Raw genomic sequence first — 15009 nt, 5'->3', positions numbered from 1 at the left:
GACCTTTTTATTTCATAATATAAATCCTGGTATTTAATTTTTTCAATAGATATTAGAGCAATATCCATGCCAAAATACATATAAATTTTTTATTTATTAAAAGATCCCTATAGGTATTATGTTTGCTTATTTTTTAACAATGTGGATTTCTATGGCATACTTTTTTATCCTCTTTCGTCCCATAATAAAGACATTTCAGAGACATGATTTTTTACATCGTCCCTATTTCGGGACATTTTTCATTTACATTGAGTTTCCCTGGCAATATGTATCTTTATAATCGATAAAATTTTTACATTTTAAAGGATGCTAAGATTAGCATCCTTTAAAAATCTATCATCTAAATAATGAATATCTCGTGTTTTCTTTAAGTCTTTTTCAAAGATTAATAAATTTATTATTTTTCTTCCATAAAGGAATAAGTATAATTTTGTGGTGGATTAAAATTCTCCTTGATCACCCTTGGATTCATCCATCTTATGAGATTTAATTTGCTACCTGCTTTATCATTTGTTCCTGAAGCTCTTGCACCACCAAAGGGTTGCTGTCCAACAACTGCTCCTGTAGGCTTATCATTAATATAGAAATTCCCTGCCGCACAAGAAAGTTGTTTTTCCATTTTTACAATAGCTTCTCTATTATTTGCAATAATAGCTCCTGTAAGAGCATATGGTGTTGATTCATCACATAATTTTATTGTTTCTTCAATTTTTTCATCCTCATATACATATATGGTCAATACGGGTCCAAAAATTTCTTCTGTCATGGCTTTAAAGTTTGGATCTTTACTCTGTATCACTGTAGGTTGGATAAAAAATCCCTTTTCATCATCACATTTTCCGCCACAAATAATTTCTGCGTCCTTTGAATTTTGAGCATAGTCAATGTAAGATTTTATTTTATTAAATGCATTTTGATCAATAACTGCACTCATAAAGTTTCTAAAATCCTCTACATCTCCCATTTTTATTGTTTTGATTTCTTCTATGAGCTTTTCTTTTACACGCTTCCACATACTTTTAGGAATATATGCACGAGAAGCTGCTGAACATTTCTGCCCTTGATATTCAAAAGCACCTCTAACTAATGCTGTTACGAGTACATCTATATCAGCTGAATGATGAGCAAATATAAAATCCTTTCCTCCTGTTTCTCCAACTATTCTAGGATAGGCTTTATATTTTTCTAAATTATTTGCAATCATCTTCCATATATCTTTAAATACTTTTGTAGAACCAGTAAAATGAATTCCTGCAAAATCTTCATTAGAAAATACTTTATCTCCTACCATACTTCCACTTCCAGGAATAAAGTTAATAATACCATCTGGCAAACCAGCTTCCTGCAGTAACTTCATCACATAATACCCAGAATATATAGCTGTTGATGCAGGCTTCCACAAAGCCACATTCCCTGCCATAACAGGAGCTGTTGGTAGATTTGCACCAATAGCTGTAAAGTTAAAAGGAGTTACTGCTAAGACAAATCCATCAAGGGGCCTATATTCCATCCTGTTCCAAGCTTCTGTTGTTGAATCTACTTGCTCGTTATAAATTTGTGTCATGTAATAAACATTAAATCTTAAAAAATCAATCAGCTCGCAAGCAGAATCTATTTCTGCTTGATACACAGTCTTACTTTGTCCTAGCATAGTTGCTGCATTAAGTGTATAACGCCAAGGGCCCGATAATAATTCTGCAGCCTTTAAAAATATAGCTGCTCTATGAGGCCAAGGCATATTTTGCCATTCCCTTTTTGCTTTTAAAGCCGCATCTATAGCCATTTCAATTTCTTTTTCCCCTGCTATATGATAAGTAGCAAGTACATGGCCTTTATCATGAGGAATAATACATTCTCTTATATTTCCTGTTCGTATTTCCTTGCCTCCTATAATAAGAGGAATTTCAATTTTTTGTTCTTTCAACTCTTTTAATTTTTTCTTAATTTGATCTTTCTCCACACTTTCTGGTTCATAAGAAAATACTGGCTCGTTCTTAGGCAATGGAACTTTAAAATATGCATTTGACATAGTTTCCTCCTTCTTATCCAGTTCTATTGAAATATTGTCATGGATTCTTATTGTATTGAATTTACTTAAAGGATTCTTATCATGTACTTATAGCAATATCCATGCCAACGCCTAGTCAATCTATCTACCCCTACGTATAGATGGATTTTTCTACAATTTAATATTTACAAAATAAAAAACGTCCCTCTTTTGGGACGTCAAAATGACTATATTTTTTCTCTTGTCTCAATTTCATGACACTTATTTGGTTGTTGTTTTCCACTCAATGTTTAATTTCTTTACTTTGTTATGTAAAGTCTGTCTTGGAATATCTAAAATTCGTGCTGCCTTTGCACAATTTCCATTTGCCTGTTCAATAGCCTTTTGTATAAGGTTCTTTTCATAATCCTTTATAGCTTCAACCAATGGTGGTAGAGGTTTTTCTTTTTCGCAAATATATTCTTCTTTCTTTATTAAAGATCTACTTTTTAATAAATCCATGGGTAAATCATCTATTTGAATGACTTCTCCATCTACAAAATTCATAATGCCTTCTAATGTATATCTCAATTCTCTTACATTTCCAGGCCAATGATATTGACAAAATACCTCCATGGCTTCTGAGGATAAACCTTGTATATTTTTATATAGCTTATTATTATATACATTTATAAAGTGATCGATAAGTAACGGAACATCTTCTTTTCGATCTATTAGGGACGGAATCGTTATTGGAATTACATTTAATCGGTAATACAAATCATGTCTTAATTTTTTTTGTTCTACTAAATTTGATGGCATTTCATTAGTGGAAGCAATGATCCTTACATCTACCATAAAAGTTTGACTCCCTCCAATTCTACGAATCATACCATCTTGCAATACCCTAAGTAACTTTCCTTGCAGTTCTATATCCATAGAATTAATCTCATCAAGGAAAAGTGTTCCTCCATGGGCAAGCTCAAAAAGACCAGGGTTATCCTTAGCTCCTGTAAAGCTCCCTGAACAAGTTCCAAATAAAAGACTTTCCAGTAACGTCTTAGGAATTGCTGCACAATTTTGTGCTATAAATGGTTTATTCTTTCTTTTACTATAATTGTGTATTGCTTGCACTACTAATTCCTTTCCCGTTCCTGTTTCTCCATAAACTAATATAGGAGAACTACTATCTGCAACCTTTTTCCCTTTTTCCTTTAATTTCAAAATTTCTTTATGCTCTCCTATAATGTCTTCAAAAGTGTGTGTCGTGCCATTTCCACAATAAACTTTTTTCTTATGCTCTTTTTTAAATAATTGTGATTGCAAATTGATAATCTTTTCCGATAGCTCTTTTACCTGTGTTAAGTCTCTATAAACCTCTAATGCCCCTACTATTTCTCCCTCTCTTATCAAAGGAATAGTAGATGTTAACGTAGATACCTTTTTCCCTTGATAATTTAAATAGGTCTGTACATAATTGACAATAGGCTCCTTACTTTTTAAAACCTTATAAAAGGTACTTGTTTCTGGCGTTAAGTCTCTAAAAATATCTAATACATTTTTCCCAATTGCCTCATGGGGCGTAATCCCTGCAATATTTGTTGCAGGTTCATTATATAAGGTTATGTTTGCATTTGTATCAGCTACAATAATGCCTTCATCTAGATGTTTCAACATGACATCTACAATATATTTATAATCTTCCATAGTTATACCTCTCTTTTGAAAAATTAGAATTTTCTTCTTTCATACATAGTTTATTTTACCTCCTTAAAAATTTCAATAGGTAAAATAAAGAAAAGACATTATAAAAAAAGCGCAATCAATAAATTGATCGAGCCGATTTTTTATACACACGTCTTTTAATAGTTTTCATAAGCTGAAATAAATATAGTCTGTCCATCATTTAAAAGTATTCTCCATGCAGGCACTGCTGTCCCTGATTTAATATTTTCAGAATTGGTTAAACTAATGTAAGACGGATCAAACCAATAACCTAAGTCCATATTTTTAATGACAATTTCTCCTTGTAAATTTTCCATATCCTTCATAGATTTGAGAAGTGCTTTTGTAGCAGGGATAATTTCTTTTTTATTTTTATCTGTGTTCAATGGCTTTAACCACATTCTTTCAAATTTATTGACTCCAGACGTACTTACAGTTACACGCATATAGCTATTCTCTAAGAAACTTTTTTTATATTTTTGCTTAAAAAGGATATGATATTGTTCTCCATCTTCCTTTGTCTCCCAATATATGGCATCATTTCTCATAAATCCATATTTTGTTATGAAATTTTCCGCTTCACGAAGGGCTTCTTTTTCATTTAAATCTTTCATATAAGGTTTTTTATCATAATTTTCGTATTTTATAATTTTATGATTATCTTCTACATAAAATTTTTCCTTTAGTTTTTTCTGATCATAGGTTTCATATTCTACATTTAACAAAGGTAATTCCAAAATCGTTCTTGGTACTTCTGCCTCTACTTTTATATTCTTTTCATCTAAAATAGTAATCACATCTTTTATGTTTTTTTCTTTTACCATAGAAGCAGCACTTTCCATGAATAAGTCCTTTTCTATATTATAGATCAAAAAAACATTCGTAATAATAAAAGCAATAATCAAAATATTCTTAGCTTTTCCCCAATCCACAATCTTCACCATCCGTTATATTTTGACTCGGTTAATCATTCTTCCATTATACCCATCAAAATAATAAATCATATTATCCGTTTTGATTATCCATATAGGAATTAATTTATTTGGCTCTTGTGCAAGTCGATTATAATATCCAATCTCCACTTGCCTAATACTTGATAGTACTTTTTCTGAAATGTCTTCTTGATCCATAGTCACATCTTTATCTATCGTTCTTAGAAAATCTCCTTTTATAAAACTAAAGTTCATATCTAGTATTTGTGGCGCTGATAAAACGGTCATATTTTCTTGTTTCTCCAATAATTTTATAGCAATTTTCTCTCTTTTTAAGAATCTTTTATAATAAACGACCTGCTCTCCTAATACTTCTACCTGAACAGCTTCATCCATCATCTTTTGTTTGTTCTCCGTTTTATAATAAACAGGTAAGCCATTTATTCTGTATCCAAAGGAAAAGATATATCTATTCTTTTGGGTAACCTCTACATTCTTTAAATAAACATCTGTATTTGCCCAGCTTCCATGATCATTGATAAAGCGAAGAGCAATTTTCAATGCATCTTCTGACGAAATATTTTTTGATGATTTTTCCGGATCTATCTTTTCTATATACTGAAGAACTCCTAAGTCATCAATTTTTAATTCTTTTTGTCCATATCCATACATAAAAATAACAGAACCACTAGTTTCTCTGATTTTTCTTACAAAATCAAGATTTTCTCCAAAAAATGTACCTGCAAAAGATTCTACTTGCCCTTCATTTGTAGGATCAATTTCTTGAACAACTTTTACTTCATGTATATCATCATTTAATTCAATAGGCATCAGGTTTTTGTTTTCTACTGGATATATGTCTTGAGTCGCATAGTAAGCATCATACCCATTCTCTTCAATATTTTTTATAATATTCAAAACAGGATTATTCGTCTGTTTACTTTTTATAATGTAATAATTTCCTTCTGCCTGATTTGCCATATAAATGCTAGTGTCATCCTTTGATGAAATTAAAATACTATCAAACGCTTCTACTTTATCAATCCGCTCTTCCTCTTCTATTATTTCTCTCAATAAATTTACTGGCATATTATATCCAAACTTCATTTCAATTGAACGAAATTTCCTGGCTTCTTCCCATAGGTCTTTATTGATTTGCTCTACTTTAATATCTTCCTTATGGATTTCATCCTTAAGGGTTTGAAGGGTACCGTTCCACATTCCATAGCCATCAGCATAAATAAGGGTATGAAGACCACCCCCAAAGTTAATACAAAAACTTTGGGGGCTTAGGATATCAGAAATATTATCTATGTTCCCTTGGCTTTTCACCTCTATGGTTTCCGTCTGCCTTATGCTAGGTATAATTTTTGTTAGAGAAATACGTTCCCATAACTGCTGATTCAAGGCAACACTTAATATAAAAAGCATTGTTAGTAGGATTGTTTTAAAATTTTCTTTCCCAAATTTTTTCATAACCACACACCCTAATCTTATTATTGTTCTAGGATGTCACTAAGTACATTTATACAAAATTTATTCTTTTAAATCATCTAGTACATTTGTAACTTTTGTTTCTGGTATTTGATCTAAAATTTCATTGATCTCTTCTTCTTTATCCTTCACCGTAAAATTTTTAATAATAGAATCTTGTGCATTTCCTTCTTCATCTTCAACATCAAATACAATTCTGTATTTCCCAGGTTCCAAATCCTTTAACTGTTTCGTATACATACCAAGAGTTTCTCCTGGATCTATTTTTTCACCTTCTATTATTAATTCTTCTTCTTTTTCTTTTGTTGCTTCTTTATAAACACTCATTGAAACGGATACATCGTTTCGAACTTTTACAGATATTAAGAGACTGTCTTGTACAATAATATCTTGTTTTGGACTAATAATTTCTAATGCTTTTTCATTTTCATTAATAGAATATATATAACCAGGCACTGGTCTATAAGTAGCATACCCGGTACTAGCAGAAGCTCCTAGTATTACTAAAACCAGCGCGCTAGTAATGATATTTTTTTTCATGGTGATTCCTCCCACTGTGGATAACTCTAATTTTCCTTGTATATTATCCACATTATATCCTATTATTATTACAAATATATTACGCCCATTTTAAAATAGGATTACACGCCCTATCCTTTTAATGGTAATGTAATGATTACTTCTGTACCTTCTCCATCTTTACTTTTTACATGAACGTCTCCATTATGAGCTTTTATAATCTGGTGTGCAATAGATAGGCCTAGTCCTGTACCTCCCATTTCTCTGGATCTAGCTTTATCCACACGATAAAATCTTTCAAATAATCTTGGAATATCTTTTTGCGGTATTCCAATACCATTATCAATAATACGAATGATCCCTTTATCTTCTTCTTCCTCAAGTATTACATTGATCATTCCGTCCTTTGGTGTATATTTGATGGCATTACTAATGATATTGATGATTACCTGCTCTATTTTATCTTGATCCATAAGACCTATTACGCTTTGTTCCCGTGTCTTAAAATCTAAGTTTTGTTGTTTATTTTTTGCATTAATGTACATTTTTAAAACAGTATTTTCAAGTAATTTTACTAAATCTACTTCCTGTTTATTCCATGATTCTCTTCTATAATCAAGTCTAGAAAGCTGAAGTAAATCTCTAACTAATCTATTCATTCTATCGGCTTCACTATTTACCACATTCAAGAAATGTTCTGCAATATCTCGATTGTCTAAAGCACCATCTAAAAGAGTTTCTGTATAACTTTTAATACTTGTAAGAGGTGTTTTTAGTTCATGAGAGACATTAGCAACAAATTCCTTTCTCATATTGTCAAGCTTATGCCTTTCTGTAATATCCTGCAACACCATAACAATTCCTGTTTTTTCACCTTTTTCATCTTTAAAAGGGGCATAGTTTACTTGAAATGTAGAATGACTAAATTCAATCATCTCACTACCAACTCCATCAGGACTATTTTCTTCAATATAAGAAATCATCAGCTTTTCATTATAAACCTTCATAAGATCATCATAAGATTTTTTTTGTATTTCTTTTTCTGATAAATGAAGCATCTTCATAGCCGTAGGATTGGCATGAATAATTTTCCCTTCATTATTTACAGCAATAAGTCCATCCGCCATATAACTTAAAATAGTCTCAAGCTTACTTTTTTCACTTGAAATCTCTGACAAAGTAATATTTAATTTTTCTCTCGCATAATTAAACATTTCAGCTAATTGACCAATCTCATCATCAGATTTTACTTCAACAACCTGATTAAAATCTCCCTTTGCCATCCTAGCAGCCTTCACTGTAACATCTGTAATAGGCTCTGTAATACTTCTAGCAATCCAAAACCCTAGCACTACTGTAATCACTAATGCTAAAAGGGTAGCTTGGGTTAAAATCATTTTTGATTTATCTAGTGTTTTATAAATATCAGATAAATCTGCTCTTATATACAAAATACCTTTAATACACTCATCTTTATTCTGTATAGGAAAGGCCATATTCTTTGTAGTAATCTGACGTGTAGTTGTATTGATAATAATGTCTTTTTCCCCTTCTTGTCCATTTCTTGCATCTGTAAGAAGTGTATAATCTAATACTTCTATGGCATTATCATTGGTACCACTGTTTTTACTTCTAGCAATAATTTTAAAATCTCTATTTACAACAAATATTTCTTCTTTTAAACCTGTTGGCCATTGTTCTATATTTTTTTGAATCTCTTCTTTGCTCTCATCCAAACTATCAAACTGAGAAATGGTCTGAACAAGCCCCTCACGATTACCGAAATTTGTTAGATTTTCACTAACCGTACCTAAATGATACTCTTGAAACTCTTGGATAATGAATACTCCAACAATAAGCATGGCAATATAGACAGGCAAGAAGTATATGGTAATAAATTTCCACCTTATACTTTTAAACATATTATGCCCTCCTGAAGTAGTACCCTACTCCTCTTTTGGTTAATATATATTTTGGATTGCTTGAATGATCCTCGATCTTCTCTCTTAATCTTCTTACAGTGACATCTACTGTTCTGATGTCCCCATAATACTCATATCCCCATACTTCTTCTAATAATTTCTCTCTTGTAAAAACTTGATTTTCTTGTGTAGCCAAATACTTTAAAAGTTCAAATTCTCTTAAAGTAAGTTCTATCACATCTTCTCTCTTTTTCACTTCATATTTGTTTAGATCTATATTCAAATCCCCAGAAACAATCATATTACTCTTTTCACTTGTACCACTTGCTTCAATTCTTCTAATATTTGCTTTTACTCTTGCTAAAAGTTCTCTCATGCTAAAAGGCTTTGTAACATAATCATCGGCCCCAAGCTCAAGTCCTAATATTTTGTCTACTTCTTCTTCTTTTGCTGTAAGCATTAAAATAGGCATATTAAAATTTTCTCTTACTTTTTTACATACTTGAAATCCATCCATTTTGGGTAGCATAACGTCTAATAAAATAAGATCTGGTTCCACTTGGTAAGTCTTTTGTACGGCTTCTTCTCCATCAGAAGCTACACTCACATCATACCCTTCTTTTTCCAAGTTAAACTTTAATATCTCCGAAATAGTTTTCTCATCATCCACTACCAATATTTTTCTACCCATTTTTTCACCCCATCATTATCTTCATTCTTTTTATCACATATCTTCTATGATTATATCATAAAAATATTTGTATACCCCAAAAAAATAATCTTCCTAAGTACATTTACAGGAACTACATTGAGCAGTTCCTGTAAACATTATTCTATTTATTTTGTAAAAACTGCTTCAAATCCATTTCCATATCCTAAATCTTTTAAAAGTTGATTGATCTCATCAAACCCTTTTCTTTCTACCATCTCTTTTACAATCTCAAAAGATCTTTTATAGGCAAGCATCACATCCAGCTGATTAAAATCATCTGTAAGTTCTTCTACTGTATAGGGTTTTCCTTCATAGGATAAAGCTTCTCCCCAACTATAACCTGTTTGAAGGTATTCCTGATATAGGGCAACCCCTTCAGTAAACCATAAAGGATAGTTTCCTTTCGTTAAATCATCTACTAACAAATGGGTAAATTCATGAACCATTGGTCCTTCATTCATAAAAACGTCTTCTATTTTTTCATTTTCAGGAATCCATAATCTAGGAGATAGTATTTGAATAGTAGAAGCAAAGTATACCCCCATAGGTGGCTTTCCTTGCTTTAGAGAGGCATTCTTCATGAGTTCATCAGGATCATCATAAACAATAACTGTTGTTTTATTCTCAGGATAGTAATCAAAACTATCACAAACTTCCTTGTAATGCTCTTCAGAAGCTTCAGCAACAAGGTCTATGATTTCCTTATCTTCCATAGGATATCTTATGATAAAATGTTCTGTTTCTCTTATGTTGTAATCTTTCGTTCTATAAAGTATAAGTTCATGCTGCATCTTCCTAAAAAGAGGATATCCATGAACTTTTAAAACTTTATAATTAAATATTCCAATCATGATTACAAATGCTAATACAAAAAAAATGAATGAATTCATTTTTTTATTCAATACTCTTTTCATTAGTATCCCCTCCCCATTATTAGAGTATGTAAACAAGGAGACACGTTTATATTATAACACAACATTATGTAAACTTCATTGGAAATAATAAGGAAACTCATGACGAACACTTCATGACTCTTTCGCATACATTGGTATTGAAAATAGATAAATAATATGGAGTGAGCATGATGAAAATGAATGTAAGAAAAGTCCGATCCCAATTCGTTCATCCCGTAGTTGTAGCAAGAATGTCCGCTGGAACAAAAGAAAAAATTCAAACGATTGTTTACAGTCAAGGAAACTGTGATCATATTCGTGACTTAATATTAGATGCAGGTGGAAAAATAAAGTATGATATCCCTCTTATTAACGCTGTAGTTGCAGAAATACCCGCAAAAGAAATTGATCATGTTGCAGCACACCATATGATTCAGTTTATAAACCATGATGCAAAGGTTTTTAAATGTATGAATAATGCTTCAGTAGCCGTTGCTGGTCATTTAGTACATGATGTGGGATACACAGGAAAAGGAGTAGGCATTGCAGTTCTTGATACAGGGGTATATCCCCACGATGACTTAGTAAAGCCAACAAACAGAATCATTGCTTTTAAGGATATTGTTAATAATAAATCCTATCCTTATGATGATGATGGACATGGAACCCATGTTGCAGGAATCGCTGCTGGAAGTGGCTATGCTAATAAGAAATACATGGGTATTGCACCAGAAGCAAATATCATCGGCGTAAAAGTTTTAGATGAAACAGGAAGTGGATCTACCTCTGACATATTAGCAGGACTCCAATGGGTCATTGATAATAAAGACAAATACAATATTAAAATTGTCAATATGTCTCTAGGTGCACCAGCAGAAAAATCCTATCGAGAAGATCCTTTAGCAAAAGGTGCTGCAGAAGCTGCTCGTCAAGGGCTTACAGTAATTACTGCCGCTGGAAATAGCGGTCCAAATCCTCGTACCATTACAAGTCCTGGCATCAGTCCATCTGTTATTACTGTAGGTGCTGTAGATGATAACCGTACCACCTCCTATGAAGATGATTTTATAGCTAATTTCTCAAGTCGAGGTCCTACTACTGGTGGAGTTTCTAAACCTAATATAGTAGCCCCTGGAGTAGATATTATGTCTTTATCTAACAAAGGTCATTCTAGTTATGTAAGCCATTCTGGTACTTCTATGGCTACCCCTATGGTTTCAGGAACAGCAGCTTTACTTTATCAAAAAGAACCTAACATCTCTCCGGCAGAAGTTCAATCTAAACTTACAGGTACTGCCATTAATATTGGAGACAGTATCTATGCTGAAGGTGCTGGAATTCTCAATATAGGTGGCGCACTAGATTTAGATAAAGAAGAACTTAAAGAACCTAATCAACATAAAAATCCTTATCCAGACCATCATAATGATTATCCTAATAACCATCAAAATAATGGAAGAGAATTTCATCCCCGCAGGAGATCTGGAGGTGGTTTTAATTTAGGATTTCTAAGCAATCTTTTAGATCCTAGTTTGTTACCTCTTCTTTTGTTACTACTATAAAATAAAAAACCTAGCTGATTCAGCTAGGTTTTAATATCTTACATATCTTAAAGGATTTACAGGCGTTCCATTTTTCCTTACTTCAAAATGTAAATGAGGTCCTGTACTATTTCCAGTACTTCCTATTTTAGAAATGGTTTGTCCTTTAAACACCTTTTGTCCTTTTTTTACAAGAATCTTACTATTGTGAGCATACCAAGTCTGCGTATTTCCTCCATGGTCAATAATCACACACTTTCCATATGACCCCTTCCAACCAGCATAAATGACTACCCCTCCATCTGCTGCTTTTACAGGAGTACCTGTTGGAGAACCAATATCAATTCCTGTGTGCTTTCTTCCCCATCTCCAGCCAAATGGAGAAGTCAATACCCCTCTAGTTGGATTACTAAGCTTTCCTGTCCCTTTCTTTGGCGGAGGATTTTTAGTTCCTTTTAGTACAATTTGAGTTTTAGGCTCTTTAACAATTTTTTCTTCTAAAACCTTTTTATTATGTTCAACACCATTATAACTCACAACATCTGCTACTATTTCTCTTTTTCCATCTTCACCTTTTACTTTTATTTTTTTGTCTCCTTTATAAAGGACACTTGTTTCTTCAAATTTTACTTCATAAGGAATTATTTCCTCTAATTTTACTTTTTCAACTGTTGCAACAGTCAAAAGAGGCTTTGGTACAACCAAACTAATCTTTTGATTAATCTGTAATCTTTCCGGATTCACATCTGGATTCGCTTTAACTAAATCATCAACACTTAACTTATATTTTTTTGCAATGGTCCAAAAACTTTCTCCTTGTTGTACTTCATGGACTTGTTCCTCTTCTGTTCCCTGCAAAATTATTTTAACTGCATCTTCATCTGTTTTTAAACTAGTTACTTCTGCCTCTATTTCATCTACTTTTACACCTTCAACAAAATATACTTTCTCATATTTTTTTTCTTCATCTACATAAGTCTTTTTAATTTGGTCTAGTACTTTTTCTGCATCTTCCTTTTTAGATACTGATGCAATTACTTTATTAGCTGCTTTGATTCCATAAGCTTTCACATCAAAATGCATCATCTTCTGTATAGCTTTTTCTATCTCCGCTGATTTTATCAGTTCTTGATCTTCTGCTCTTGTTTTTTCATAAACAATACGCTCGTGTACAATAATATCTTTATCATAAACCTTATGTAATCTCTTTTGTATATGATCAAGAGTATCTGTAAAATCTTTTTTATCTCTTACAATTCCTAATTCTTTTCCATCTACTTTCACAATATATGCCGAATTGTAATTATAAGCAAATATTCCTACTATCAATACAGCTATCAAAAGTCCTATATATAATTTGCCTTTTCCATTTATATTCAATTTTTCGTAATATTTAAAGAACTTATTCCTCAAATCTTGAGAGCATTCCTCTGTTTTCATCCTTTGAGGCTCCCTTCCTTTTTTCTATCTTTCTTATATCCTTTTTTGTTATATTCTATGCTAGTTTATTTTTTTTGTAACACTTTTGTAATAAATCTGTAACCATTATATTATATCATACTTTCAATATCTAGCAACCTCTTGTAGGTTCTTCTAATTAGGATTAGTTTATGTATAATATTGGATATTATTCCTTATCATACCTCAACCATTTTCTGAAATTTGATCTCAAACTTTTATTTGCAACCTTTTCACACACATGAATAAAATCTTCTGTACTTGCATTTTTATACTTGTATTTGTCAAAATATACCTTCATCACTTGAAAAAAAGTTTCGTCGCCTAATTCTTTTCTTAAATTTTTTATGAACATAGCTCCTTTATAATAAACCAAAACCTGATATTCTTGACTATTTTTAAATCTATTTAATTTTCTACAAACAGAGGGGTCCTTACTTCCTTCACTATCTTTGTAAGCATTATAGTATCTTACAATAAGGTTTTTATAAACTTTCTCCTCCATTTTTACACCATATTTTTTTTCATAATATAAAAGAGTTGAGTATTCTGTAAGTGCTTCGTCAAGCCAAGCTTCATTGACCTGATCATTTCCTACAACCCCATACCACCATTGGTGGGCAACTTCATGAGCAACAATATATTCTAGTATTTCTTTGCTCTCTTCTTTATATAAAGACTCATCAATAAAAACGATGTTCGGGTATTCCATTCCACCAATGAAAAAATCTGATGCAGCTACAGATAACTGTTTATAAGGATATTCTCCATAAGTCTGACTAAATATTCCTACTGCATCTTTTGCTACATCCAATGCTAAATCTCCAAATTGATCATCAAAATAATAAGAATATATTTTTATTTTATCTATTTGATCATCGATTACTTTAAATTTTTCACTAGCAATCATAGCAAAATCTCTTACATTCTTTCCTTCCAATGTCCATCTAATCTTTCCATCTATACTCTCTCTTTTTATGCATTCTCCTGTGTGACCTAGTATATATTCTTGAGGCATTAAAATTTCTACTCTATAATTTGCTATATCACTATAAAAGGGATCTCCAATGGCAAAGTAAGGCTCTAAGTTCCATCCTTTTTTATCAAATACAGACAGAATTGGATACCAATTTGCAATATTAATTGTATTTTCTCCATATCCAAATCTTCCACAAGAAGGAGGAATTTTTACAGAAAAATCTAATTTCAGAGCTATTTTTTCTCCTGGTTCTAAAGGCTCCTTTAAATGCACCTTTAAAATACTTTCTCCCACTCCCATAACTACATAGTTTAATGGATCACCATTTTTTTGTATGGAATGAATCTTAATATATCCTGGTTCAAAACCCTTTGGATAAGCACGATCCATTTCATTTTTTTCAAAAGGTGCTGTTTTTTCATCCTTAAATGCATTTGGATACAAATGAAAATATAATGCATTTAAAGAAGTATTTTCATCATTTGTATATTTTATATATTCATTTCCTGTTAAAATTCTTTCTACAGGATCAAAATCAACAGTAATCGTATAATTATTGATTTTCTTTGTTTTAGGTATTTTCTCTCCATGAATCATCGTAGTCATAGTTTCAATAACCCTTAAATGTGCACCAACAATTGTTAGCATTAAGACACACCCTACTATTGTCAATAATAATAACTTTCTTCTATAACGACCCCTAGTCAAGACTTACCCCTTCCTTCCTTGATTTTATCTGCTTATATATCTATATGTCCTGTATTTTCCAATATGTACATAATTTAAAGCCCTCCTAAACTTAGAAGATTACTTATGATATAATAGTCATAAAAGTAAAAGAGGGAGG

General features: G+C 31.8%; 11 protein-coding genes. 1 reads left to right on the top strand and 10 read right to left on the bottom strand.

The annotated features are described in order from the left end of the window. Positions 1–397: 397 nt before the first annotated feature. The 8 genes from pruA to K7H06_RS19430 all read right to left on the bottom strand — a co-directional run bounded on the left by pruA (position 398) and on the right by K7H06_RS19430 (position 10205). Positions 398–2029, bottom strand: a complete 1632-nt coding sequence (gene pruA / locus K7H06_RS19465; protein ID WP_223037656.1) for an L-glutamate gamma-semialdehyde dehydrogenase — start codon at positions 2027–2029, stop codon at positions 398–400. A gap of 240 nt (positions 2030–2269) precedes the next feature. Further along, positions 2270–3694: a sigma-54 interaction domain-containing protein gene (locus K7H06_RS19460; protein ID WP_223037655.1), complete on the bottom strand. Its 1425-nt coding sequence runs from the start codon at positions 3692–3694 to the stop codon at positions 2270–2272. Between the two features lie 155 nt (positions 3695–3849). Continuing rightward, positions 3850–4644 (bottom strand): two-component system regulatory protein YycI, encoded by a 795-nt coding sequence (gene yycI, locus K7H06_RS19455; protein ID WP_223037654.1) that lies wholly within the window; start codon positions 4642–4644, stop codon positions 3850–3852. A gap of 15 nt (positions 4645–4659) precedes the next feature. After that, positions 4660–6120: a two-component system activity regulator YycH gene (gene yycH, locus K7H06_RS19450; RefSeq protein WP_223037653.1), complete on the bottom strand. Its 1461-nt coding sequence runs from the start codon at positions 6118–6120 to the stop codon at positions 4660–4662. A 60-nt stretch (positions 6121–6180) separates the two neighbouring features. Continuing rightward, complete coding sequence (locus tag K7H06_RS19445) at positions 6181–6678, bottom strand: hypothetical protein (RefSeq protein ID WP_223037652.1); 498 nt, start codon at positions 6676–6678, stop codon at positions 6181–6183. A 110-nt stretch (positions 6679–6788) separates the two neighbouring features. Continuing rightward, positions 6789–8579: an ATP-binding protein gene (locus K7H06_RS19440; protein ID WP_223037651.1), complete on the bottom strand. Its 1791-nt coding sequence runs from the start codon at positions 8577–8579 to the stop codon at positions 6789–6791. Position 8580: 1 nt separating this feature from the next. Continuing rightward, positions 8581–9270 carry a response regulator YycF gene (gene yycF, locus K7H06_RS19435; protein ID WP_223037650.1) on the bottom strand — a complete coding sequence of 230 codons (690 nt, stop codon included), beginning with the start codon at positions 9268–9270 and terminating at the stop codon, positions 8581–8583. Between the two features lie 146 nt (positions 9271–9416). After that, on the bottom strand, positions 9417–10205 hold the full coding sequence (locus tag K7H06_RS19430; protein ID WP_223037649.1) for a peptidase MA family metallohydrolase: 789 nt from the start codon (positions 10203–10205) through the stop codon (positions 9417–9419). Between the two features lie 170 nt (positions 10206–10375). Between K7H06_RS19430 and K7H06_RS19425 the strand changes: the two genes are divergently transcribed. Then, a complete protein-coding gene (locus K7H06_RS19425; protein WP_223037648.1) occupies positions 10376–11746 on the top strand; it encodes a S8 family peptidase in 1371 nt (456 codons plus the stop codon). Between the two features lie 30 nt (positions 11747–11776). Here K7H06_RS19425 and K7H06_RS19420 read toward each other — a convergent pair whose 3' ends face one another. Further along, on the bottom strand, positions 11777–13165 hold the full coding sequence (locus K7H06_RS19420) for a peptidoglycan DD-metalloendopeptidase family protein (protein ID WP_223037647.1): 1389 nt from the start codon (positions 13163–13165) through the stop codon (positions 11777–11779). Between the two features lie 187 nt (positions 13166–13352). Further along, a complete protein-coding gene (locus tag K7H06_RS19415) occupies positions 13353–14810 on the bottom strand; it encodes a M1 family metallopeptidase (protein WP_223037646.1) in 1458 nt (485 codons plus the stop codon). Positions 14811–15009 lie beyond the last annotated feature (199 nt).

Origin of the sequence: Crassaminicella profunda (assembly GCF_019884785.1) — a bacterium.
Taxonomy (GTDB): Bacteria; Bacillota; Clostridia; order Peptostreptococcales; family Thermotaleaceae; genus Crassaminicella; species Crassaminicella profunda.
The sequence above is the reverse complement of the archived record's forward strand: the minus strand, read 5'-3'. Positions and strand labels throughout refer to the sequence as shown.

Excerpts from the sequence above, each read along its gene's own strand:
- yycH (WP_223037653.1), bottom strand. The coding sequence starts at position 6,120 with ATGAAAAAATTTGGGAAAGAAAATTTTAAAACAATCCTACTAACAATG.
- K7H06_RS19420 (WP_223037647.1), bottom strand. The coding sequence starts at position 13,165 with ATGAAAACAGAGGAATGCTCTCAAGATTTGAGGAATAAGTTCTTTAAA.
- K7H06_RS19415 (WP_223037646.1), bottom strand. The coding sequence starts at position 14,810 with ATGCTAACAATTGTTGGTGCACATTTAAGGGTTATTGAAACTATGACT.
- pruA (WP_223037656.1), bottom strand. The coding sequence starts at position 2,029 with ATGTCAAATGCATATTTTAAAGTTCCATTGCCTAAGAACGAGCCAGTA.
- K7H06_RS19445 (WP_223037652.1), bottom strand. The coding sequence starts at position 6,678 with ATGAAAAAAAATATCATTACTAGCGCGCTGGTTTTAGTAATACTAGGA.
- K7H06_RS19460 (WP_223037655.1), bottom strand. The coding sequence starts at position 3,694 with ATGGAAGATTATAAATATATTGTAGATGTCATGTTGAAACATCTAGAT.
- K7H06_RS19425 (WP_223037648.1), top strand. The coding sequence starts at position 10,376 with ATGAAAATGAATGTAAGAAAAGTCCGATCCCAATTCGTTCATCCCGTA.
- K7H06_RS19430 (WP_223037649.1), bottom strand. The coding sequence starts at position 10,205 with ATGAAAAGAGTATTGAATAAAAAAATGAATTCATTCATTTTTTTTGTA.
- yycF (WP_223037650.1), bottom strand. The coding sequence starts at position 9,270 with ATGGGTAGAAAAATATTGGTAGTGGATGATGAGAAAACTATTTCGGAG.
- K7H06_RS19440 (WP_223037651.1), bottom strand. The coding sequence starts at position 8,579 with ATGTTTAAAAGTATAAGGTGGAAATTTATTACCATATACTTCTTGCCT.